The following is a 23,959-nucleotide window of genomic DNA, read 5'->3' as shown; positions in this document are numbered from 1 at the left end:
TCCGTTCACCCCTCTTCGAATATTAACGTCCCATAACCAATCAGAATACGCGATGGACCCAGCCGCGAAGCTTCGCCAGAGCCTCGATGTAATAATAATCCCCATAAATAAGCGACACATCGATATTCGTATCCGCCGGCTTATGGCCGGTTCCGCCAAGCAGGATTCCTTCATGCTCAGGAGCGTGGAAAGCTGCGTACTCCGTCGACAATGCCAGGACGATTCGCTCAGCAGCTTTCCGGTATACAGTCCCCACCTCCGGAGTTGTCAAAGCAGCGAGCTCCAACAATCCGGAGGCGGCAATGGCCGCAGCGGAGGTGTCACGAGGCTCGGTATCGGGATTCGGTACCCGGAAGTCCCATGGGGGTACCCCCTGCCCCTGTAAGGAAGCTATAAAATGATGAGCTACCCGCTCGGCGGCGTACAAATAATCCTTATTGTTCGTGTAACGGTAAGCGTTAGCCATCCCATACAGCGCCCACGCATTCCCTCTTGACCAGCAGGAATCCGGGGCATAACCCTGCCAGCCCATATACTCCAGCAAATCCCCGCTTTCGGGATCAAACGAAACAACATGACAGGTGGATCCATCGGCACGGATCATATGCTGCAAAGCCATATTCGCATGGGCATTCGCAACGTGGCGAAATCTTGGGTCTTCTCCTTCTTCGGCAGCCCAGTACAAGAGGGACAGGTTCATCAGGCAGTCGATAATAGCCCAGCCCGGGAGATCCTTGTTCCATGCCCTGATGTACTGGCCTGCCAAATTAAATCGTCCGGCCAGAAAGTTAGCCGCCGCAAGTCCCCGCCTTCTGCCATCTGCATCGCCGGTTAACTTATATTTCAGTACGGCTGTCGGCAAATACTGAAACCCGACATCATGATGAAAGCGACTCTCTTCCAGAGTCAATCGTTCCATACGTATATCCCACTCCCACGCCGCTTCCTTGTACTTCGCATCTCCGGTCATATCGTAAAAAATCCACAGCATTCCCGGCCAAAACCCTGAAATCCAGTTGTCCAGGGTCAAGCCGTCGTATTCCCCGTCCTTGGCCGCATGCGGAGCAAGCTCAGGCTTTCTAGCCAACATCCGGTCCACCTTCAACTGAGCACCATTCCACCACATATCCAAATCGAGTTCATGTTGAATCTTTAATTTACTCATCATATTCCTCCTGTCGTTATCCTTTAATGGCACCAATTAGAGCACCTTTCACAAAATACTTCTGCAAAAACGGATAGACCAGCAGAATCGGTACCGTCGCAACGATAATGGTCGCATGCTTCAGCGTTTCGCCGATGACAGCGACCTCCCCTCCGCTCGCTCCGCTTGCCATAGAGCTTGCATCATTCAGAAGCAGCAGCTCCCGCAGGACAAGCTGAAGCGGATACAAGGAACGATCCTGCAAATAGATCATGGCCTGGAACCATGAGTTCCAGTGGCTTACACCGTAATACAGCAGCATGACGGCTATGACCGGCATGCACAGCGGCATCATAATCCGGAATAGGATGACGAATTCATTGGCTCCATCGATCTTGGCGGATTCCTCCAGACTATCAGGCACCGCCTCAAAAGCCGTTCTCATGATAATCAGATTAAAAGCAGATATGGCCTGTGGAATAATTAAGGACCACAGCGTATTGGTAAGCTCCAGGCCTTTCACTGTAAAATACAAGGGAATCAAGCCCCCGCTGAAGAACATGGTGAATACGATAAACAGCATCAGCTGCTTACGATAGCGCAGTCCCTTACGTGACAGCGCATACGCTCCGAACGCGGTCAATGTAATATTGAGCACCAAGCCTCCTGATACGATAAGGAACGTATTTAAGTATCCTTGAATAATCATCGGATTATCAAACACGAGCCGGTAAGCGTTAAATGTTATATCCAGCGGCTTCCATAAAATCCCCGAATGCTGCATGTAACGGGTAGGATCACTCAAGGAAGCAAACAGTACGTAAATCAATGGGTATAAGGTACATAACGTGATTACGGTCAACAAGATGTAATTAAAAACATCAAACAGCTTTTCACCGACCGATCGATTCCCAGCTCTCCATTCCATTCCTTTCACCTCCTACCACAAGCTGGTTTTGTTCATTCTGCGGCTCAGCCAGTTTGAGCCGATGACAAGCGTGAAATTGATGGCCGAATTGAACAGCCCTACTGCCGAGCTGAAGCTGTAATTGAATTCCTGCAGCCCGACCCGGTACACATAGGAGCTTATGACGTCTGCGGTATCGTAGATTGAGGGGTTATAGAGCAGGATGACTTTCTCGCTGCCGACGTTCATCAGCCTGCCGATCTCAAGAATGAACAGGATGATAATCGTAGGCATGATCCCCGGCAAAGTCACATTCAACATCTGCCTCCACCGGTTGGCTCCATCGATCTTCGCGGCCTCGTATTGTTCCTGGTCGATACCGGCCAGGGCGGCAAGGTAGATAATGGTCCCCCAGCCGATGTTCTGCCAAATTCCGGAGGTTACGAAGAGGGTCCGGAAATATTCAGACTCCAATAGAAGAGAGACCCGTTCCCATCCGAAAAAAGCCAAAATATCGTTGATTAACCCGTCACTAATCGTAAATTCCTTAATGATGCCGCAAACAACGACCAGCGAAATAAAATGCGGCATATACGTTATGGTTTGAACCGTGCGTTTGAATGCGGCTTTTCTCACCTCGTTCAGCAGGAGGGCCAATATAATGGGTGCCGGAAAGCCAAAGAGCAGTTCATAAAAGCTGATTAACAGCGTATTTTTGACGACCCGCCAGAAATAAATGCCGTTAAAAAACGATTCGAAGTGCTCCCAGCCGGCCCATGGACTTCCGATGATGCCAAGACGTGGAGAGAACTCCTTAAAGGCGATGGATGCCCCGTACATGGGGAAATAATGAAAAACCGCGAAATATAGAAGTACCGGAATTAACATGATGTACAGGAATCGATTTTTACTAATGTCCTTCAGCAAGCCCCAATTTCGAGGATTCAGTCCTGCCGAGTTAGATGGTTTAGAAGGAATTGACGTGCGTGTCGGAGGCGGAATTTTCGCCATGCCGTGCTCACTCCTTATGCTCTGTCTATTGAAGGTTCAAGTTACCAAGGGGGATGAACCCGCTCCATTCCCCTCGGCTCAAGATGTCATTATCGGCTGTTGTATCGATCCAGAGCGCTTTGATAGATTTCAACCGCACGCTCAATCCCCAGCTTCTTGATTTGTTCCACATACTTGTCATAACTCTCCATTGGCTCCTTGCCGACAATAAACTTGACAAACATTTCCTCTTTATAGTTACTTACTTCAGTTAAAATCTTGCCAAGCTCCTTGCTTTCTTCGGCGGTTGGCGTCAGGAAGCCAGGCAGTATATGCTTCTCGGCATCCGTTTTCGCCCATACTTTCACGGCCTCATCCTGCTCAGGGAACGTATTCCAGTTCCGACGTTCATCCGCTTCGTATGGTCCATTCGGCTTGGAATACTGCGATACCATCTGCTGCAGACTGTATTTCTCATTGTTTTTAATCAAATCGGTATAGACAGGAGCACCGTTCTCCATCACGTAGCTCTCTCCTTCAATGCCGAAGTTGTAGAGCATCGCGCCCTCATCGCTGTAAGCATAATCAAGCCAGCGTACAATCAGTTCCGGATTTTTCGCAGCGGTTGTGATGGCTTTGCTTGGTCCCGGATTGTACTTGAAATCCCGTTGTCCTATAAAAGGAACTTCGTCTTTAAGGAGTGTTGGATATGGAGCGCCAACCAGCTTGAATTTCGGATCCTGCCCCTTCATGGCATCCATCCATTTTCCCATGCCGCCGCTGAGAAGATGCACTGTAGCTCCGGTCTGCCCGGTCAGAATCTTGTTATCCAGCGCTTTGGTATCGGTGAGCGCAAAATCCTTGTCAAACAATCCTTCCGCAAACCACTTGCGGAATAAGGCCAGAAAATCTTTATACTGCGGATCTATGGGTCCATACTTCACCTTTCCTTCATCGTCCACATAGAAGGAGTTTGATGTGCGGTAAGCTCCGATGAAAGCATCGCGGATCTCAAAATTCCCTCCGGTGTAAGTTACACTGAGCGGTGCTTTGGCCCCCTTCTCGTCGCGAAAGGCGATTAACGTCTTCTCCCACTCCTCTATAGTCGTTGGAACTGGAAGACCAAGCTCATCCAGCCAATCCTGACGGATCATGGGACCCCGGAAGACGAGCCCGGACGGATTGCGAATCATGGGAAATACATAATATTTGCCGCTGTCTGTCTTGACCATTTGGTCAAGCGTCGGATCCGCTTCGAGTTTCTTCTTCAGGTTCGGCGCGTACTGATCAATCAGCTCATTGAGCTCCAGAATGACGCCGTCCTGAATGGCTTTCTCCGGTCCGCCCGGATAAGAGCCCGCACTTCGTCCGGTCCAATCGTATTCAATGACATCCGGTAGCTCATCGGACGCGATCATCAGATTGAATTGCTCAGCCGTCTGCTGATCATTCGGATGAATATACTCCACCTGAACTCCTGTTTTATCGGCAAGCGCTTTCCCGAACGGCGTTTCTGCAAGGTTAGAATAGAAGGTTACCGCATTCATGTTCAAGATTTCCCACGACGTGATCGATTCGGTTGTGTTTAGCGGATACGATGAACCGATTGCAGTGGATGTACCCTTCCCGGCCTCGTTCGGCTTAGCGCCGGGCGTGTTATCCTTACCGCCTGACGAACATCCCGCAAGCACCAGACTTGTTAACAATATGGCGGTCAGTCCTGACTTCAAATTTCGCAACAAGCTGTCTTTGACCAGCAAACGTTGAACCATCATCATTCCCCCGATTGTAAGATAAGGTGTCGGATAGGCCAGCATGTTGCCCTATCCGTTGTCATTGTTCAATAAAATCCGTATCCCTTACCATAGACAAAATCTAAAATCGCAGGCAATTCCTTAAAAATCGATGGTTTTTCATGAAAAATCCGGTTTACGGTGCGGCTTTCTGATATTTCCCCGGGGTTACGCCTTCAAATTTTTTAAAGATTCGCAAAAACGTGCTGACATCCGCATAACCGACGCGGCTAGCGATTTCATTGACAGTAAGCTTTTGCAGAACAAGCAGTTCTTTCGCTTTGGACAGACGGAGGCGGTTAATGGTATCCAGTAAGGCTTCTCCTGTAAACTCCTTGTACAGTCTCGATACGTATGAGGGGGTCATCTGAAAAGCGTCGCCAATCATTGAAATATTCAATTTCGGGTCATACAGATGCTCTTGGACATACTGCGAGACATCTTCGATTAAATAACGGTGGTGATTCCGTTTCTCGGCCAGGATCCATTCACAGACCTGCGCAAGCATCTGTTTCATCCGTTCCTTCATCTCCGGCACATGATCACATTCGAGCAATAGATCCGCATCGATGATATGATCTTCATAGGTTCGCTTGCTGCCCGCTCTCACTTCCTCAAGCGTATTCAGCATCGTGCTTGCCAGGTTGTACATCAGGCATTTAGCGAGTGGAACCGAAACCGGGTGCTTGGAAAAGTTGGCTTGGAATATATCATCCAAAATGGCTTCCGCTTTGCCGTAGTTCCCGCTCTTCACCAAGCCTATAAACTGCTGCTCGACACTTAAAGGATAATAAAATTGACGGAATTGCTTGCTCCTGTCCATAAGAGTGTCCGTATACGGGATGAACTGCCCGCTCCCCATCACAATCCGATATTCAAGCGCGGCCTGCGCCTCTTGATAAGAAAGCGCGATGCCGTGCAAATCCGAATGAACCTGACCCACAGCTACTGTAAGCTCTGCTTCGATATGCTTTCGCATGAAATCTTGAACCTGGGCCAGTATTCGATTCAATACGGTTTGCTCCTGCTCCGCTGGCAGGCTTGCTTCGAAATTAACGACACAAGCAAGCGCATCGTTCATTTCTGTTGTAAACACAAGCGCTTCATCGGAAGCCGTATCCTCAAGCACATTCGTTAGTATGAAATAAAGCATTTGCTGCTTCTGATCCGGGAGCCCGCGAATGCCAAACTGCTCAAACTTGCCATAATGATCGATCGATATCAGCAGGACAACAGATCGGTCGGATTGAAACTGTATATCATGTGCAGGCAGCGTTGTATGGAGAGATTGATCATGATCGGCGTATCCCTTTAAGAGTCGCCGCAACAAATGCGCCCGTATTGTATTGCGATGCTTGTGAAGCGCCGTTTGCATATCTGCCTTGTCATGAAAATATTGCTGAATCGTCCCCTGCAGGAACGTGTATTCATTGGCTCCCCCGTCAAACCTCAGTCCGAATTTTTTGGATAAACTTTGCAGCATCACTTGAACCGGCATATAGTTTCTGCGTAAAAACAAAACCGTAACAATACCTCCAATTAATAAGCTCAGGGCGATGCTGATCCATGTCAGTTGGCGTAAATCTTTCATTTTCTCATTGAATAATGCCGCTGGCAGTACGGATACATATTTCCATCCGGTTACTTGCGACGTGATATAGGAAACCGCGAACTGCTCCGCGTCCGAGCCTATATAGATCATTCCGCTATCGCCTTGCAGCTGCTCATAACTTATACCAGCAGGTACAGCCGGATCCCGTCGTGATGCAGCGATATACCGGCTATCCCTATCTATAATGAACATACTGGCATCCTTTTGCCGGGGAGCGCTCTCGATTAGTTTCGAATCCTTGATCAAGAACAGGACAACAGCCGGGGGCTGGGCCGGGGAATTAAATACGAGGGAATGTGCAAATACGACCACCGGGAAGCTTTGAAGACCATCTTGAAACTCCATCCATTTGTAACCGTTTACATATCTTTGCTCGAACAATCCCATCCACTTCTCATAGGAGGGTTCGTCATTCTGCCGCAGCTTTTGATAGAGCCCTCTGCCGCTCGTATGACCAAACGTCGAAATCACCGTATCACTATTCAAATACATCACGTAAATATCCTCAATCGAATCGTTTGCATTTTTATAAGTTCGCAGGCTTTCCGATATGCTGAACACATCGTAATACTGATGATCACGAATCGGTAACTCCACGCTGGAAAATGCCGATATCCCCTTATTTAACGCAATTTCCAGGCTTAAACTCTCCAGACCCTTCAGCTTGCTGTCAATAGACATTTCCATCTGCTGAAGAAGCAATTCGTTTGCCCGATTGGTCTCGCTCTTCACTTGATGGTATGAGAATGAATACAGCACGATGCTGATCAGAATCGGCACCATTAATACGGTCACATAAGAGAACAGCCATGCCACAATGACGCTGCGGTTATATTTACGAAGGATGCTGAACATGTGATTTTCCTCCTTATAGCCTTTTGTGATAACAAGAGCAGCCTTCATAGGGATAAGGCTGCTCTAAAAACAAGAACGGGTGCAGGTTTTACGAATAACTACGAATTATTGGGGAATCCCATACAATCTCCATGGTTTACGACTGCCAAACAGATTGCATTTGCCCTTCTCAGCAGGGACAGGCGAGATGCGGAATCGAGTGGATCCGCTCCAACAGGCCCTGTAAATGTAAGCTTCCTCACCAGGCTTCAGAGCCAGATCGATCGTCCCATCTGCCTGGATCGGACACTTCCTGGAGATTCCCTCGATGTCAATAAACAGGCCGTCTTCCGCAGATGTGGACATATCTGTTACGATCCGGCAGGGCTCTCCGGCAAGACTGCAAATATGTATCCAAGCGGTGCGCCCCTCTTCCCGAACAGCGCTAACAAGGAAGCCTCCATCTGTCCGCAGATGATGGAATACCGACTCCGGCCACTCTTTAGGGACTGCAGGGAAAACATAGATCCGCTCCCCTCTGCTCTGAAGCAGCATGTCATGGATCGATTCCGCCCCGGCAAGCGGCGTTTCGATAACCGGTCCCGCTTCTTTGTACATCGTGTTCGGCTTAATGAGATGCATTAAACTCCGCAAATACGCGAGGGCTTCATCTCCTAAACCTAACTTGGCTGCGATGGAGGCGGCTCCGGTGAAGCTAAATCCGCGCAAATCTCCTTCAAGGCCAATCCAATGCCGGAGCGAGCGAAGAATCAGCGCCTTCTCCTCTTCGGTATCGCCAACGATATGCAGTGGAAAGGCCGCCAGCATATGGCTGAAATGGCGGTGTCCGAATTCCATACGCTGACCCTCGCCGATCATATATCCGGATGAATCCACCGGAAAAGGTACCATTCGCTCAAGGACTTCCCGCCATCTATCATGCAGCGAGTCATGAACACCAAGCTGATCCGTTATGCGGATTAAGGTTTCACATCCCCAACGCAGCAGCGCTAAATCATAATGAGAATCGGCTGTCTTCACCTGCTTAAAGGACCCATATTCCGGTGAGATTGTAGGAGGTAAATGAAGGCGGCCGTCCTGCCCTTCCTCAAGAAGGTGCAAATATAAACCTACACTGCGCCGGAGGAGAGGATATACCAAGCTTCGCAGCAGATGATCATCCATGGCATAACGGTAATGACGCCAAGCGTTATGCATGACCCAAGTTAAATTCCCCACCTCATCCGTGACCGGACTGTCCAGATCATAGCTTGAGCTTCGACCGAGGCCTGCCGAGTCCGCACGGTAAGCTTCGGGAACATTACGGATCAGTTGGTCCTGATGCTCCTGCAGGGAACGAATCAGCGACATGCCCAGATGGAGGCGGTTCGCCGTATAAATCGGAGAGTAGCTCATCTGCACGTTCATATTGAACCATAATCCAGGCCATGGCGTAGATGTGAGCCACGGACCTTGGTTATCGATAGGGTATGAGTCCCCACGGGTCGCAGAAGCCAGCTTATACATCTGTATCCAGTAAAAGCTTTCCAACTGCGTATCCGGTATCGAAATGAAGCTTTCCGGATAGTAATGATGCCACCACCTGCGATGGGCATGATTCCAGGCTTCCCATCCTGAGGTTGAGCTCGGCACAGACCGAAGCTCCCGTACCGCTTGATCACAAACGGCATCTTCCGTGCCATTCATCACGGTTAAGATAACGCTTTGCCGATGCCAGCTTCCCGATTCCTGTTCAGTCTGGTCAGAGCGACGAGTTAGCCAAGCTGTAGTGCAGCCTTCTCCGGTTTCATATTTCTGAACGCCGACTGAAACCTCACCGAATTCCATAAGCTGAACGATGGTTTCGGGAATGTATTGGTTGAGATTAATCCCGTCCGCATTCTTCAAAATAGGATCAACCTCCGAATAGGCGTACCACTTCAGCTTCGCATCGCGTTCACCTTCATCTGCATCCAACTCCACGACAAGTACGGGAGCTAATGCATGCACAAACGCACGAATTCTGACTTCTCCCTTCGTTGTGGGTATAACCGCCCTCAATTCCGCGTTCCATAATTCCAGCCGCATTTCAAAGGGCTGATAAATCCAACCCTCCAGCTCCAATGCGAGCTCGCCAATTGGCACGCGGACCGGGAAAGCCTGTTCACCCGGACGTGATACGGTTATATCGGATCGTCCAAGCACAAAACGCAGCACATTCCGTTTATCCCGATGTTCTTCGCTGTAGATCATCGCTCCGAGCAGGCCGTTTCCAAGAAAAGCCCCTTCATCCCAGCTGATCGGACGCGTTGTCCACAACATATCGTGTCTTGACATAAACACTGGCCAGTCAATAGCATTCTCAATGCGGGTAATCACGATATCCCTCCTATTACAATGAAATATTGTTTCTTATGTGTGCCTGCTTGAATTCCGATGGTGTCATCTGCGTATATTTTTTGAACACGTCGGTAAAATACCGCCGCTCTACATAACCTAGCGACTCCGCAATCTCCTGGATTTGCCGATCCTCCAAGAGCAGCCGCTTGGCCAGCTCCATCCGTTCTTGAGTAACAAATTGGCTAAATGCCATTCCCGCCACTTTCTTGAATAAGCTGGCAAAATAACTCGGGCTCAAGTGAACTGCCTTCGCGCAAGCAATTAAGCTGAGGTCCTGATCCAGATTGGATTTCACGTAGTGAATGGCTTCCTGGATGATTTTTGCGGCGGCGGAGCGATTCTGATTCTCGATGCGTTCACAGCCTAGCGTCACGATGCTATGCAGAATCTTCTTCATGTCCGTTAAGGACCTCTCCGAGCTGACCCGCCCTTCCCGAACGATCATGTTCAAATCGGACAGTTCATTCATCGGTACCTTTTCTTGAATCGCCCTTAGCATGATGTACGCCAGCTCGTAGTAGAGGCTGATGAAGTATTCCGGCTTGGGAAGCGGCGACCTGTCCGTAAACTCATTCAGGATATGATCGAGCGTCAGTAAGGCTTGGTCGACGTTTCCGGATTGTAAGGCATATACCATTTCTTGCTCTGCGGTCCGTATGCTGCGCGGCAAGGACATTTCTGTATTAGCTATATCTTCATATGAAATCACCGCGTTGCCTCCGGTATAGAAATGGTATGACAGGGCATGCAAAGCCTGATCATACGATGAGTACAGCTCATGGATATACGTTACGGGTCTGCCAATTCCGATGGATATCGTTAATGAAGTATATAATCTAACATGCTGACAGCACGCTTCTGCTATGGCTGCTGCTGAAGCTGATAACGGTGTATTCAACACCGCAACCAGGCGGTTAGCCGAATCCCGGAATACCATCCCCCTTATATACAAAGCGATGGTCTCCTCCGTAATATTCTTCAATGCAAACCGAGCGAGCTCCAGTTCATTCATCGGTGAATCTCGATGCTTGTCATCAAATCCATCGATTTCAAGAATCATGACGAGCAGATCCCTGGACTCTAAATCCGGCTTTACATATTCCCACCGCTGCTCCGCCTCCTGTTCGTCCACCTTATGATGTAACAATAACGTGAACAATTCCTGACGCAGGAACGGCATACTCTCCTGAACCCGCTGCTCTAATTCAGCGATATGATCCTCTTGATTTCGTATCGCTGCAATTTCTTTTTTGGCCTTTACAACAATTTCCTCGATATGAGCCAGCGAAAAGGGCTTTGTTATGAAGTCAAACGCCCCAAGCTGAACCGCTTGCCTGGCATATTCAAAATCGCTGAAACCTGTCATCAATATGACTTTGCTGCGAGGCAGCAGCTCTTTGACGCGTCGGGTCAATTCCAGACCATCGAGCTTCGGCATTCGAATATCGGTCACGATGATATCCGGTCTGCACGAGGTGATCAACATGAGTCCGTCTTCTCCATTGATTGCCGTTCCGCTTACGGTTATCCCATGACGTTCCCAGTTGATTTGCTTGGATACGCCATCGACAACACTCTGAATGTCATCTATAAAGCAAATCGTTGTCGTTATTGCGCTCATCTGCTTTTAGTCAACTCCCTTCAAGTCGTGGGTAACGGGGGATGATAATCGAAACTCGGGTACATACATTAGGTTCGCTTTCCATGTGCAAATCAGCTATGCTTCCATACTGAAGCTGTAATCGCAATCGGACATTATTTAACGCATAACCCGATGTAGGAGAGGATGCCGGTTGTCGAAGAAGTGGATCAGCTGGATTCTTTTCGTTCAGCCCCATACCGTTATCTTCCACGTTGAAATACAGATAGGTGCTATCCTGTTTCACCTGAATTCGAATGAACCCGCCCTCATTACGATCGTTAAAGCCGTGCAGGATTGAATTTTCAACCAGCGGCTGCAGCATGATTTTTAAGATCGGGTGCTGCATATCCACTAAGGGATCAACCTCGATATTGTAGGTAAACAGCGTTTCATAGCATTTCTGCTGAATGTTTAAATACTGCTCCACGTGGAGCAGCTCATGTTCAAGCGTCGTCATCTCATTGCCGCGATTGAGGCCGAGCTGAAACAGCTGTGATAAGGACAGCACCATTTCCTGCACATCCTCCAGTTGATTCAACTGGCATTTCCAGTAAACCGTGTTAAGTGTGTTATATAGAAAATGAGGATCAATTTGAGCTTGCAGGGCTTTCATCTCGGACTGGCGTTTATCCTTCTCTGCCTGCTTCACAACGTCAAACATTTCATTAAGCTCTTCCAGCATCCGGTTAAAACGATAACCGACCTGCGTAATCTCATCATTGTATTCGCTTTCATAACGTACGTTTAGATCGTTCATCTCCACCCGTTTCATTAGTGATTGCAAGTGGCTTAACGGTCTTATAAGCAAACGGGTTAGCATATTGGCAAAAGCAAACGACACGAGCAAGCATCCCGTAATAACTCCGAGAATGGTCAGCTTGATGCTGTCCATCTGCTTCATCAACTCCGATTTAGGCAGGAAGCTGAATAACGTCCACTCCTTCACTCCACCCACCTTGGTAAAGTTAACCAAGTACTCATAACCTTGGTCCGAATACTCAAAGCTTCCCTGCTCAGCTGTTAAGGCCTCCCTGTATTTAGGCTCATGTTTTAGCGTATCCGCAATGATAGAATCGTTTAACAGCACATCACTCCCATCGGATGAGGCCAAGAGATGGAACTGTTTGCGATTTTTATCCTCCGAGGCAATTAAGGATCGGATCGAGTCGATTTTGATATTCGCTACAACGAAAATATCCTCAATGTAATGGGAGGGTATGCCCTCCATCACAAAGGAAATGACGTTCTCCCTGCTGGAAAAGAAATTGTCCTCATGACCGGCCACCCATAATTTGCGCTTCTCGCTTTTGATAAGCGTATACAGCTCCGAGTCATAGAACGAATGGGAGAAGTTACGCTGCTGACTTGTCTGGTAATAGTCACCCTCACGCGTGGCGATAAGAATAGAATCGATAACAGGTTCATACAGCTTGGTCTGCACAAAAGTCGATTGCAGCCCTGACAGATGTGTATAATAATTCTCCGCCTCCGAGTAACTGCTGTCCATTCCTAACGCTCTTCGGTATGCGGTATTGACCATCATCGAGTAAACCGCTTGTGTGATATGATTCAGCTTCTCATCTAACACCTTCGAAGTTTGATGAATCGTTTCCTGACTTAGCTGATAAGCATTGTCCTTCACAACTTCCTCCGCGATCATGTAACTTAACGCGCCTGCGGTAGTAACCGCAAAGATGACAATGAGCATAAACGCGATCCAGATTCGGCGTCTGAACGATAATCGGTAGAGCATAGATCAACATCCTCCGTCTCTAAGTTTCGGCTGTGGCTGCAGTTGTCCGTAATAGTAGATCAATCACTTTGCCATGAGACATCCTGAGGATGCAGCGGATCAAATGACGGTATAGCTTGCATATTCACTCTGCCGGCGGCCCGTTCCTGATCTAATGCTGCGTTGTAACGCGCGTTCAGATCCTCAACCAATCGATCAAGATCTCCGCCGATCATGATGTGCTTTACGAATTCGTCCTCCCACTCCTTTCCTTTTGGTTTGAATCCTTGCGGCGATGCAGGCCATATCCCGTCATAATCACCTGGAAAAAAGCCGGTGATACCGTCGATATCGGGTTTCCTGGCTTTAGCGGCTATCGCATCCACCGATAAAATGCCCAGTCCGGCTTCCTGATACCCCACCAGCACTTCATCGCTGTACATATAACGGAGAAACTTCCAAGCTTCCTCCTTGTGCTTCGATTGGCTGCTAATCGACAACCACCTCGTCGCTCCAACTCCTTGGTTGATCACTCCTTTATAGGTTCCGTCAATCGATGGGGGAAGTGCAGCTCCCCACTTGATCTTGGCCGGAAACTGAAACTTATAAATGCTGGGTTCCGAAGAATAGGACAGATACATCCCGATCTTCCCGTCGGCAAACTGCGCCCGAAGCGGATCGATGTCCAAGGATTCTGATCCCGGCAGCGTACTGCCGTTCTCCATCATGGTCCGAAACGCGCTAATAATCGGTATAAAACCCGTAAAATCATAGATGCCTGTTGAAAAGTCATAGCCATCGCCGCTGATTCCGCTTATTTCGGCAATCGGAACGGCTGAGCGGCCGAGAGCGCTGGCAGGAATTTTATAGGGTAGAGCAAAACCGTAAACGCCATCCGCTTTTCCAATTTCGGTGATCCGGCTCGCCGCCTCCACCAACTCGTCAAGTGATTTCGGTGGCGCGGTTATGCCAGCACGTTCAAACAGCTCCACATTATAAATAAGCCGCAAAGTAGATCCGCTGTTGGGAAGGCTGTATATGTATGGATCAAACACATTATATCCTTCGATGAAGGCTTGCTTCCCGAACCTGTTTCTGATCTCGGGCGTTAAATATTCGTTTAATGGCTCTACATAGCCTTTTCGAGTCATTTCAGCAAGATCGATCGGGGTGAAGATATCAGGGGGTTGCTCACTGGCAAATGACAAATCAAGCGATTGGGCAAAATCATCTGCCATAACCGTCATCTCAACCTCAATAAAATCGGAATTCTCTTGGTTATAACGATGAATGACCTCTTTGATATAATTCGCGTCATGGCGCCCCGTTGACCAGAATCTCAGCTTTGTCTTTTCTTCGGCACCAGACATATCCGATGCCGTTGAGTGCGAAAATAGACGATCAGAGCCCTGCCCTTTGCCACCCTGCATGCACCCTGTTACGGTTATGCTCAAGCACATCAATGCAACCAGCGGTAATCTCCAAGTGATCATGCACGCTCCCTCCTTGTGCTTGTATCGTAGCATAACCTATTTTGTGGATATAGACAGAACGGTAAAAAAACTGTAAAGGGAAGAATATCGATTCATCTCCCCATACGAAAAAGGCTACCCCAAGCAAATGCCTGGCGATAGCCTCTTGATCATTGTTATGTCCTGCTTATGTCTTGCTCGAACCTAATTTCAAGCCCACCCCAAGGTCCTAACGCTGGAATGATACTTCGGCTGCGATAGGCAGATGATCCGAAGCTTCCGTATAGATCACGCGCTGATTCGAATACTGAACAACTGGAGAGATCAGAATGTAATCGATCGTTGCCGATGGATTGATTACAGGAAATGTAAAGGCATCTTCAATTCCCTGAAAGCTGTTTGCGAATAAACAGCTGTCCAGCAGCAATTTAAACTCTGAACTGTCTGGTTCTGCGTTGAAATCGCCCATCAGCAGCGCTGGTCCCTCAGAGGCAGAAGCCAGGTCAATGATTTCCTGTGCCTGTGCCGTTCTGCTGGTGACATCCAGTCCAAGATGCGTATTGTACACATCGACGTGGATCCCCTTCAGATTTACGACAGCGTGCAGTACACCGCGCTGCTCCTTCCCGAAGCTGCTTAACAAAACATTCTCGAATCGAAGAATCGGGTACTTGCTAACAATGGCAGTTCCGTACTGACGGTTGTTCGTCTGTCCTTCCTCCGGCTCCAAATCAAGATTGGCACCATAAGCATAGTGATATCCGAGCAAACCCGCAAGTTCCTTCGCTTGGTCTTGAAAGTCGCTTCGCTCCCCGTAATACCGGTCCACTTCTTGAAGTCCGACAATCTCTGCGCCGGAATCACGGATGACATCGGCAATTCTTTGCAGGCTTAATTGCTCATCCAATCCAACTCCGTGATGGATGTTGTAAGACATTACGGTCGTGCTTACTTCTTTGCCTTGTCCTTTTCCAGCCGCCATCACCCCTGTTGTAAACACGGGAACAAACAACAAGCAAGCGATAAACGAGATGAAGCTTTTTTTCATGGACGACTCTCCCTTTCATTGTCGAATGCCGAACGATGCTAACTTTTCCGTTGCTACAGCTCTCAGCGCCTGACCCGCGTGGAAGTTAATTAAATATGCTGTCCGGAACGTAATACACTTTTTGCGTATCTTTTTTGTTTACCGGGTCCGTAACGATCGTAAAATAAACGTTGCTGTTCTTTGTCTGCACTCCCTCGATTTCATGGTTCCCCACATTGGTGATTTTCACGAGGGTTCTGTATGTCCCTGCGTTGGTCATCATGGCAATCTGCGGGATGTCGCCTTCCGCACCGCCTGATGTATAGATTTTCGTCTGACCGAGCATATCGGCCCCCTGGAAGGAACCGTTCGGCCTTACGATCGCACTGCCCGACTGCGTAAAGCTGCCAACGGCGGCGTTAACTGCAGCTGCGCTGTCCATCCGCACCTGTTCATTGCTGTCCAGAAGCTTATTGAGTGCGACCGTGTCATAAATGGACCAAGTTACAGTCCCTTCTTTTGTCTGTACGCGGAACACCGTATGAGTACTGTTGCCGCCGCCATCCACACGGTAAGTCTCACCTAGCCTTGCCCCCGTTTTATTGGCATAATTCATATAAGTGAAACGATGCAAATCCGTATAATCTACGGTTTTGCCAGCCGAATATTGAAGTCTTGCTACCTGCAGCGACCAGTAATAGTCCGTTGAAGGATCTGCCTTCGAACTGAAATAAAAGTAATTGATGCCGTTGTACGTATACATATCCAGCGTTTGGCAGTGGCCGGTATTCGTGACGGTCATTTCATCTACATAAGTAGCGTCTTTCCCGTTAATGAGCAGTCTTGAAAGATAGCAATTTCCCTTCGACCGCTGTGTGACATAGAGATATTTATCCGCGATATAAGCCTTTTGAACTGCCACGTTATGATTAAGCCCCTTTAAATTGTAGGCGAGCGTTGCTGAAGCGTTGAGCGTTTTCTCAGGAGTTGCCGCGAATGCGGGCAATCCGGACATACAAAACACGAGAGCTGCAAGTATTGCGGACGCGAGAATTTTTATGTGCCTTTTCATATGCCTCAACCCTTGAACGTCAACCATCAATACACCTCCACTAATAGTAGGAATCAAATTGGACTGCCCCCGAATACGTACTAATAATAAGGTTCATGCGGGCATTTTTTCCATGATATGGGATATCTTCCTCCTCTCTTTATACAGAAACATCGTTTCATTCCAATCAAGTTTCTGCTTTATTACAGAAAATGGGGGATCCACTATTGAGTTTACCATGTACCTCAAGAATTTCCCGTGTATAAAATACTTAAAGTTATATGAACCGCATGGTCCTTTAGCCCTTTTTTTTCGTTGGAGCGCAGAAAATGTCGGCAGTGACTTTTATCAAATGTTCATCCGATTCAGTAAAACAAAAAAAACAAAAAGCCACGAATTAACGCGGCTCCTTGGTCTCAAGCAGTTTTGGGATGAAGAACAAAGGATATAGCATGAGGTACAGGTTAGGCGCCCACCACATGATGTCGAAATCGGACTTCATGATCCAAAAAACGATCGCTTGCAGTCCGGAACAAAACGTCAGGGTAAGTGAGATTAAGGCAAAGTTTCTCCACTTAATATTCTTGTGTTTATGTAAGTAAAGACTGAACATTCCGGTGATGGAAATGAGTATATCCAGCGGGAAGAACGACCAATTCCAGGCCACTAGCAGCTCATTGGTATAATCCTGATATAAATATTCCTTGGGAATTAACGCTAATGCGGTGACGATCCAATACAAGATAAATCCGATATCCGTAAATAAAAACAAACCTTTTAATGTTTTGCTCAATGCATACCCTCTCTTCTCCTTAGTGGACTATCGTTTGCTCAAGCTTCCCGCTTGATGATACCGGCCAAAAGAATCTCTCCCATCTCACGTAGCCCTTCCTGTAGAGTCATGCTGCTCTTGTTTGCTGCCGAGTCCTCGATTAACCGATAAAAGCCCCCTACATACAAATCAATGAATATTTTGGTATTAAAAGGGCGTAACCATCCTTGATTGATTCCTTCATGAAATAGTTCCGTGATGTTGCCCCATTGTTTATTTAGAAATTGATCCAGCGTCTTCCATTGATCAGGATAATAACGCTGGAGCTCGGTTATGAGGTTCAATCCGATAAACTGAAAATCAGTCGGGATGAGGATGAGGCATTGCTTAAGTTTATCGAGTGTAGTCAGGTCAGGATTACCCATGATGTCCTTTTCTTTTTCTTGAAGTTCGACAATGGCCTCATGAAGAATCGTTGCAATAAGTACATCCTTCGAAGGGAAATATCCGTACAGCGTCTTTGTGCTCATCCCCAGCTGTTTGGCCAGCTCACCCATCGTAAATCGCAATCCACTTCTCCTAATTTCCTTGCTTGTCGCTTCGACAATTCGTTCTCTCAATGAAATTCACCTTCCTATCCCGGAAAACATAAAAACATTTTTATTTTCCTTGATTTCCATTCATGATATCCCGATTCCTTCTTAATGTCAACGAAAGGCTGATCACAACGAAAAGAGACAGCATGGAATGCTGTCTCCAAAAATATGATCGTTTAGACATGTACACAAACCCCTTGACAGAGGCTTACGATCAGGTCTTTATCTTCAACTCAACAACACCGGTGTCCCAATCCGAGTGCCCGCCAACAACGAGGCTAACTCTGCAAGGGACCACTTCGAATTTCATGTTTCGATTCCAAATAGCCAACTCCTCGAAGCCGAGCTCGAACGTGACGGTGGTTACATCACCGGGCTCCAGCGCTACCTTTTTGAATCCCTTCAATTCCCGTAAACGGCGGGTTATCCCTGATTGATCGGCTTGTATGTAGAGCTGTACAACTTCGTCTCCCTTCATCTTTCCGGTGTTCTTCACTTCCACGCACACCTCGACACGACTTCCTGATCGAAGCTCGTCAAGCGTTATTTCCTTCTGCGAGATGGCCGGAGAACCATATTCAAACGAGCTGTAACTCAAGCCGAATCCGAACGGATATAACGGTTTGGACGGCATATCGACATAAGGGCGAGGGCGCCCTGCATTTTTCTGATTATAATAAACCGGCAATTGACCCACGGAGCGCGGAATCGAAACGGGCAGTTTGCCGCTCGGGTTCACCTGGCCGAACAAGATATCTCCGATGGCACGGCCGCCTTCACTGCCGGGATACCAAGCGCAAAGCAAGGCATCGCTGAGCTCAGCCACCTCGCCGATGGCCAGCGGACGTCCCTGAATGAGTACCGTAATCAATGGTTTACCGATGGCGTGAATTTCACGTACCAGCTGTTCCTGAATGCCGCCTAATCGCAGATCGGCAAGATCGACACCTTCGCCGCAATCCATCTCCGTCGGATCCCCTTCCGCTACGATCGCTGCGCCGTTATTATCGAATGCGTCCCCGAACTGCCGGGCGCTGCTGCCGCCAAGCACGAGCACGACCGCATCCGCGGAACGGGCGGCTTCGATCGCTTCAGGCAAGCCCTGCGTGGACATGCCTCGGACGCTGCATCCGGGAGCGAAGACGATGTCTGTACCTGCGGGTGCAGCCATCCGAATGCCTTGAAGCGCCGTGACTCCGCTGCCCTCGCGCTGAACGCTGGTGTAGTCCCCAAGCTGGTTGTAGAGCCTGTCCGCGTTAGGCCCGATGACCGCCAGTCGTTTGATGCTGCCGCCATTCAGCGGCAGTACGTCTTTGTCGTTCTTAAGCAATACAACCGCTTCTCTCGCGACGGAAACGTTCAACTCTCTGGCGGCTGCATTATTCACGGTCGAAGCAGCCAAACCCTCGTCAACGTATGGCTGCTCGAACAGCCCCAATCGGAATTTCAGCCCAAGCACTCGACCAACCGCGCGGTCGATGCTCTCCATATCGGCCTTCCCTTGTTTCACCGCTTGTTCAAGCGTCGTAAACGACTTGTCCCACAGGCTTAGGTCCACCCCGGATGCCAGGGCAAGCGCCGCTGCCGATTCATAGTCTCCCGCAATGGACACCAATCGGTCGATGGCCGTTCCATCCGCCATGACAATTCCATCAAATCCCCATTCATCTCTCAGAATGCCGGTTAACAGCTTATCATTGGCATGACACGGAATGCCGTCGAGTTCATTATAGGCCGCCATGACGCCAGCCGCTCCTGCCTTGATCCCAGCCTCAGCTGCAGGCAGGTGAATTTCCCGCAGTTCCCGCTCGCCTGCGGGAACCGGGCCCGCATTCCGACCGCCCTGCCCTGCTCCCTGTGCGCACAGATGCTTGAGCACGGCAGCTGCCTTATTCGGACTACTCCATTCTTCCGGGTTTCTTCCCTGCATGCCAAACACAACCGCTTCCGTCATTCGCGCAGCCAGGTAAGGGTCTTCTCCGTAACACTCCTCGGAGCGTCCCCACCGCGGATCCTGCAGGATGTCCAATACCGAGACCAACCCTAAATGCGCGCCTCGGCTGCGGATCTCGGAGGCTACCTGGGAATAGGCCTGTTCAATTAATTCGGGATTCCAGGTGGAACCGATGGCCGTATTGACGGGCAGAAGCGTTCCGTCAAGCGCTTGATGGCCATGAGGACATTCCTCCGAGAGCAGGACGGGAATGCCCAGCCGGCTGTGTTCGATTACATAGCGCTGGATGGCATTCGCCACCTTCGCGTTATCTCGCGTAGGAACCCCGTTCTCATAAGTCACTCCGGACCAGGGATCCGCCCGGAACAGTCCGTACAGCGCTCCCATTCCGGCTCCCCACTCGACATGATCCTTGAATAAGTCGGTCAGTTCAAACTCCGTTTCGGTTCCTTCGCTTCGACGATAAGCCATCCAGCCGTACAAGTGCTGATTCAGCTGCCCGACCTTCTCTCGCAGCGTCATTCTGGATAACAAATCCTCAACACGCTCGTCTACGGGGAGCGCAGCATTACGATATTTCTCCATATTCCCCATACTCCTTCCATCCTGGTCGTCATGCTTATAATCATTCTTTGATATTCAAGACCCGATATTTCTTGGGCGTCATGCCCGTGTACAGTTTGAAGACGGATACAAAATACTTGTATTCTTTGTAGCCGACGCGGTCGGCAATCTCAAACACCTTGTCCTGCGTCGTCAGCAGCAGCTTTCTTGCCTCGTTGATGCGCAATTCGTTCATGTATTCGCTGAAGCTTTTTCCCGTGCTTTGTTTGAAAATATTGCTGAAGTAGCTTGGCGTAATCTTTAAATACGCCGCCACTTCAGACGCTTTCAGTTCGCTCAGATAATGATCCGCCATATACTTCTTGGCCTTCTCAATGATCCAGAACGACCTGTCGATGCCGACCTTGTCGATCAGTTGTAGCAGGTCAAAAACTTCCGTGGATATCGCCAGACGAATCGCGTCGGGATGATTGAACACCTCCAGATCGATCGTTCTCTCCAGGCCATGCTCCAGCTGGGTCAGGCCGCTTTGGCGAAGTCGCTGCCGCAGCATGATGGTTAGTTCATCACACACGTTTACCATATCAATCAGAAGGTACCGCTGATCCCGGAAAAATTGGAACATGCCCTCGACAAGCTCTTCCAGCATATCAGCATCCTGCTTGAATAATGCCACGGACAGTTTCGATACCATGTCGGCACTGTCGAAATCATGCAATGCCCGGCCGAAATCCGCCTCGGCCTTATATTCGCGATCCAGCAAGGAGCGATGCTCCAAGGCATAATAAGGCAGTAACGCGCGCACATCGGCACATATGGTTGCCGTTTGGTCCAGGGAAGCGTAAGCATCCGATACCGCCCCATACATGCGATGCTCTTCCGGCCAAGCATCCAGCATCGCCTGCAGAATTTCATCCCACTGCCGCTTCGGGCGCGGTTGATCCGTCATCAGCAGGGTCAACAGCAAATTTTTATGCACAAACACGGATACTTGACGGATGCCGCTAACTTCCAGGTTTTCACGTATCGTATGCAGCCACAATTGCTGAAGTCTCACAAAATCCTGTTCATTCACGGAAGCCGCAAGGTTCGAGAACTTCTCCAACTGCGTGGCTATGAGTTTATACTCGGCACTGTTTAACAAATGTGGAGGTATCGACTTGGCTAATGAAGTTTCATAATGCGCGGCCATCTCGGAAAGCCAAAGCTCCGCATCCTTGGTTGGACTGTTGACACGGGTATCCTTGCTGCGAATGTCTTCCACGATCCCGGTCACGGCCGCCACCAATTCGTCAATATCGACGGGCTTCAGCAAGTAATCGGTTACATCCAGCTTGATGGCTTGGCGGGCATATTCGAATTCCTCATAACCGCTGATCATGATGACCCGAACCTGAGGGTGGCAGCGCTTCAGCTCCTTAGCAAGCTGAAGCCCGTCCATTCCCTCCATCCGGATGTCCGTAAGAACCAGATCAATCCCGTGTTCCTGCACCACCTGCAAAGCTTCATTGCCGTCATAAGCCTCCGCGACGACTTCGACTCCATAATCCGCCCAGTCAATGGTATAGTGCAAGCCTTGACAGATCACGGGTTCATCGTCAACGATCAGCATTTTTACTGTCTTCACGTGTTGCATCGTACGATTCACCACCGTAGGTTTCAGAATATGGGAGCTTGAGGCGAATTAAGGTTCCTTGAGGTGAAGCCTCGATCACTTCCAGTCCGTAGCGTTCTCCGAAATATAGGTATAGACGTTCATGAATGTTGCTGAGCGCACCTCGTTTGCGACCGGCTTGAACCCCGTTTCGAAGGGATTCCCGGACTTCCTCTAAAGTAAGATCGTCCATTCCGCGGCCGTTATCCTGCACGTCGATCCAAATCTCATCCTCCCGCTTATACGCTATGACCGATATTCTGGCTGCCGGCTCGCGCCGATCTATGCCATGTTTAAGAAAATTCTCAACCAAAGGCTGAATGGTAGCCTTCAAAGTAAGCGAATTCGCCAGATCATATTCCAAATAAAGTGCGTATTTCAGTTTTTGTCCCAGCCGCTTCTGCTGCAAATACAAATAGGAGCGTACGAACTCCATTTCTTTAGCGAGACTGGTCTCGTAATGACCATTGTTCAGACTGGACCGCAGGAATCGAGACAAAATTTCGATGAGCTGGCTGGATTCGCTCGCCTTCTCCAGCCTGGCAGTCCAGCGGATCATATCGAGCGTATTATAGAGAAAATGCGGGTCCATCTGCTCCTGCAACAAACGCAGCTCGGATTCGCGCTCCCGCAGTTCCAGCTTGTATTTATGCTCGATCAATTCCTGAATCGTGGATACCATATCGTTAAACCTGCGGTTCAGCTCGGAAATCTCATCCTTGGAACGAATAGGTACCCTCGCGGAGAAATCGCCGAGCTTTACGCGATTGGTCTCAATCTTCAAGCGCAGAATCGGTCTGATAATCGTATAGTGGAAGCCGATCAAGGCCAATAAACCCAATAGGAGGATCCCCACAAGAATGACCTGCATCAAGATTCTTACGCCGCGTATATCCTGATCAAGAGCAGCCTTGGGCACCATGGAAACGATATTCCAATCGGTATTTTCCATTCGTTGATGAAAGGTCAAATACGCTTCCCCGTCGTGACGGTAAGTGGAAATCCCCATCGTCCCTGCGGTTACGATATCCGTAAATGCTTCCCAATCGCCGATATTCAAGGGAAACATTTCTTTGGAAGGCAGTACGATTTGACCTTCCGAATCCACAATAAACACCATGCCTTCGTCCCGCGTCAACCCCCGCTGCAGCTGTTTAAGTATACTGGCTTCATCCATACGGATGACGAGCCGGGCAAGCGGCTGCGTGATCTCGTCATAGGAATTCAGCACCCGGAACAATGAGACGAGGTTTACTTCTCCATACCAGCCGCTGGTTGAAGGATAGCCGCTGCTCCACACGATCCCGCCTTTATGCTCGTCCGCAAGCCGGTTCCATGACTCTTCGTTGCCGTGAATCGGCTCGCCCATCTCAATGGAATTGCCGTTAAATCCGGTGATCGACATCGATTTGATATAGTTTTTGGACATTAACTGAAACGTCAGAAATCCTTCGAGATTTTGCTTCAACTGCTCAGCCCTCCCGCTCTCTGGCGGTGGATCAAGGCGCAGGTATTGGCGCATGTCATTGCTCAGGATCAAATAATCGGCAATGTCCTCAATCATGGTCGTTTGCTCTTCCAACTGGTTCGTTACGATCTCCAGGCTGCGCTGGCTTGATTGAATAAATTGGCTGCGCAGCACTTCGTTCAGCTTGTCTTGGGCCAGGACGCCGACCCCAAGCGTAGGCAGAATGACAAAAAAGAGGAAAATGACCAGAGCCTTCTGTTTCAGACCATAATTCCCGATCCAGCCAAAGCTGCTGCGCATGTCCATTCCCTCTTTCGATGTCTTCATGATGTTGAACAGAAACCGGA

Annotated in this window: 16 protein-coding genes; all 16 read right to left on the bottom strand. The window is 49.1% G+C overall.

The features are described 5' to 3' along the window. Positions 1–40: 40 nt before the first annotated feature. Entirely contained in the window at positions 41–1,165 is a 1,125-nt protein-coding gene (locus MHH48_RS16435) for a glycoside hydrolase family 88 protein (protein WP_076323346.1), read from the bottom strand. A 16-nt stretch (positions 1,166–1,181) separates the two neighbouring features. Further along, a complete protein-coding gene (locus MHH48_RS16430; protein ID WP_076323345.1) occupies positions 1,182–2,072 on the bottom strand; it encodes a carbohydrate ABC transporter permease in 891 nt (296 codons plus the stop codon). A 12-nt stretch (positions 2,073–2,084) separates the two neighbouring features. After that, complete coding sequence (locus tag MHH48_RS16425; RefSeq protein WP_179090646.1) at positions 2,085–3,062, bottom strand: ABC transporter permease subunit; 978 nt, start codon at positions 3,060–3,062, stop codon at positions 2,085–2,087. Positions 3,063–3,151: 89 nt separating this feature from the next. Then, positions 3,152–4,858 (bottom strand): extracellular solute-binding protein, encoded by a 1,707-nt coding sequence (locus MHH48_RS16420; protein WP_256720581.1) that lies wholly within the window; start codon positions 4,856–4,858, stop codon positions 3,152–3,154. 112 nt (positions 4,859–4,970) lie between these two features. Next, the gene (locus MHH48_RS16415) at positions 4,971–7,301 is read right to left on the bottom strand and encodes a helix-turn-helix domain-containing protein (protein ID WP_076323344.1); all 2,331 of its coding nucleotides are present in this window, start codon (positions 7,299–7,301) and stop codon (positions 4,971–4,973) included. Positions 7,302–7,406: 105 nt separating this feature from the next. Beyond that, a complete protein-coding gene (locus tag MHH48_RS16410; RefSeq protein WP_179090645.1) occupies positions 7,407–9,659 on the bottom strand; it encodes a glycoside hydrolase family 95-like protein in 2,253 nt (750 codons plus the stop codon). 13 nt (positions 9,660–9,672) lie between these two features. Then, complete coding sequence (locus MHH48_RS16405) at positions 9,673–11,301, bottom strand: response regulator (RefSeq protein WP_076323343.1); 1,629 nt, start codon at positions 11,299–11,301, stop codon at positions 9,673–9,675. A 10-nt stretch (positions 11,302–11,311) separates the two neighbouring features. After that, the gene (locus tag MHH48_RS16400) at positions 11,312–13,075 is read right to left on the bottom strand and encodes a sensor histidine kinase (RefSeq protein WP_076323342.1); all 1,764 of its coding nucleotides are present in this window, start codon (positions 13,073–13,075) and stop codon (positions 11,312–11,314) included. Positions 13,076–13,134: 59 nt separating this feature from the next. After that, positions 13,135–14,547, bottom strand: coding sequence for an extracellular solute-binding protein (locus tag MHH48_RS16395; RefSeq protein ID WP_076323341.1), 1,413 nt, complete (start codon positions 14,545–14,547; stop codon positions 13,135–13,137). A 208-nt stretch (positions 14,548–14,755) separates the two neighbouring features. After that, on the bottom strand, positions 14,756–15,574 hold the full coding sequence (locus MHH48_RS16390) for an endonuclease/exonuclease/phosphatase family protein (RefSeq protein WP_076323340.1): 819 nt from the start codon (positions 15,572–15,574) through the stop codon (positions 14,756–14,758). An 85-nt stretch (positions 15,575–15,659) separates the two neighbouring features. Next, on the bottom strand, positions 15,660–16,652 hold the full coding sequence (locus MHH48_RS16385) for a helveticin J family class III bacteriocin (RefSeq protein ID WP_076323339.1): 993 nt from the start codon (positions 16,650–16,652) through the stop codon (positions 15,660–15,662). Positions 16,653–17,001: 349 nt separating this feature from the next. Then, on the bottom strand, positions 17,002–17,397 hold the full coding sequence (locus tag MHH48_RS16380) for a YvaD family protein (RefSeq protein ID WP_076323338.1): 396 nt from the start codon (positions 17,395–17,397) through the stop codon (positions 17,002–17,004). Positions 17,398–17,435: 38 nt separating this feature from the next. Then, entirely contained in the window at positions 17,436–17,996 is a 561-nt protein-coding gene (locus tag MHH48_RS16375; RefSeq protein ID WP_076323337.1) for a TetR/AcrR family transcriptional regulator, read from the bottom strand. A 190-nt stretch (positions 17,997–18,186) separates the two neighbouring features. After that, the gene (locus MHH48_RS16370) at positions 18,187–20,511 is read right to left on the bottom strand and encodes a glycoside hydrolase family 3 N-terminal domain-containing protein (protein WP_076323336.1); all 2,325 of its coding nucleotides are present in this window, start codon (positions 20,509–20,511) and stop codon (positions 18,187–18,189) included. A 40-nt stretch (positions 20,512–20,551) separates the two neighbouring features. Beyond that, complete coding sequence (locus tag MHH48_RS16365; RefSeq protein ID WP_076323335.1) at positions 20,552–22,126, bottom strand: response regulator; 1,575 nt, start codon at positions 22,124–22,126, stop codon at positions 20,552–20,554. Then, positions 22,089–23,912 (bottom strand): sensor histidine kinase, encoded by a 1,824-nt coding sequence (locus tag MHH48_RS16360; protein WP_076323334.1) that lies wholly within the window; start codon positions 23,910–23,912, stop codon positions 22,089–22,091. The genes MHH48_RS16365 and MHH48_RS16360 overlap by 38 nt, the downstream gene beginning before the upstream one ends. Positions 23,913–23,959 lie beyond the last annotated feature (47 nt).

This window comes from Paenibacillus sp. FSL F4-0100, assembly GCF_037993005.1.
Taxonomy (GTDB): domain Bacteria; phylum Bacillota; class Bacilli; order Paenibacillales; family Paenibacillaceae; genus Paenibacillus_AQ.
The sequence above is the reverse complement of the archived record's forward strand: the minus strand, read 5'-3'. Positions and strand labels throughout refer to the sequence as shown.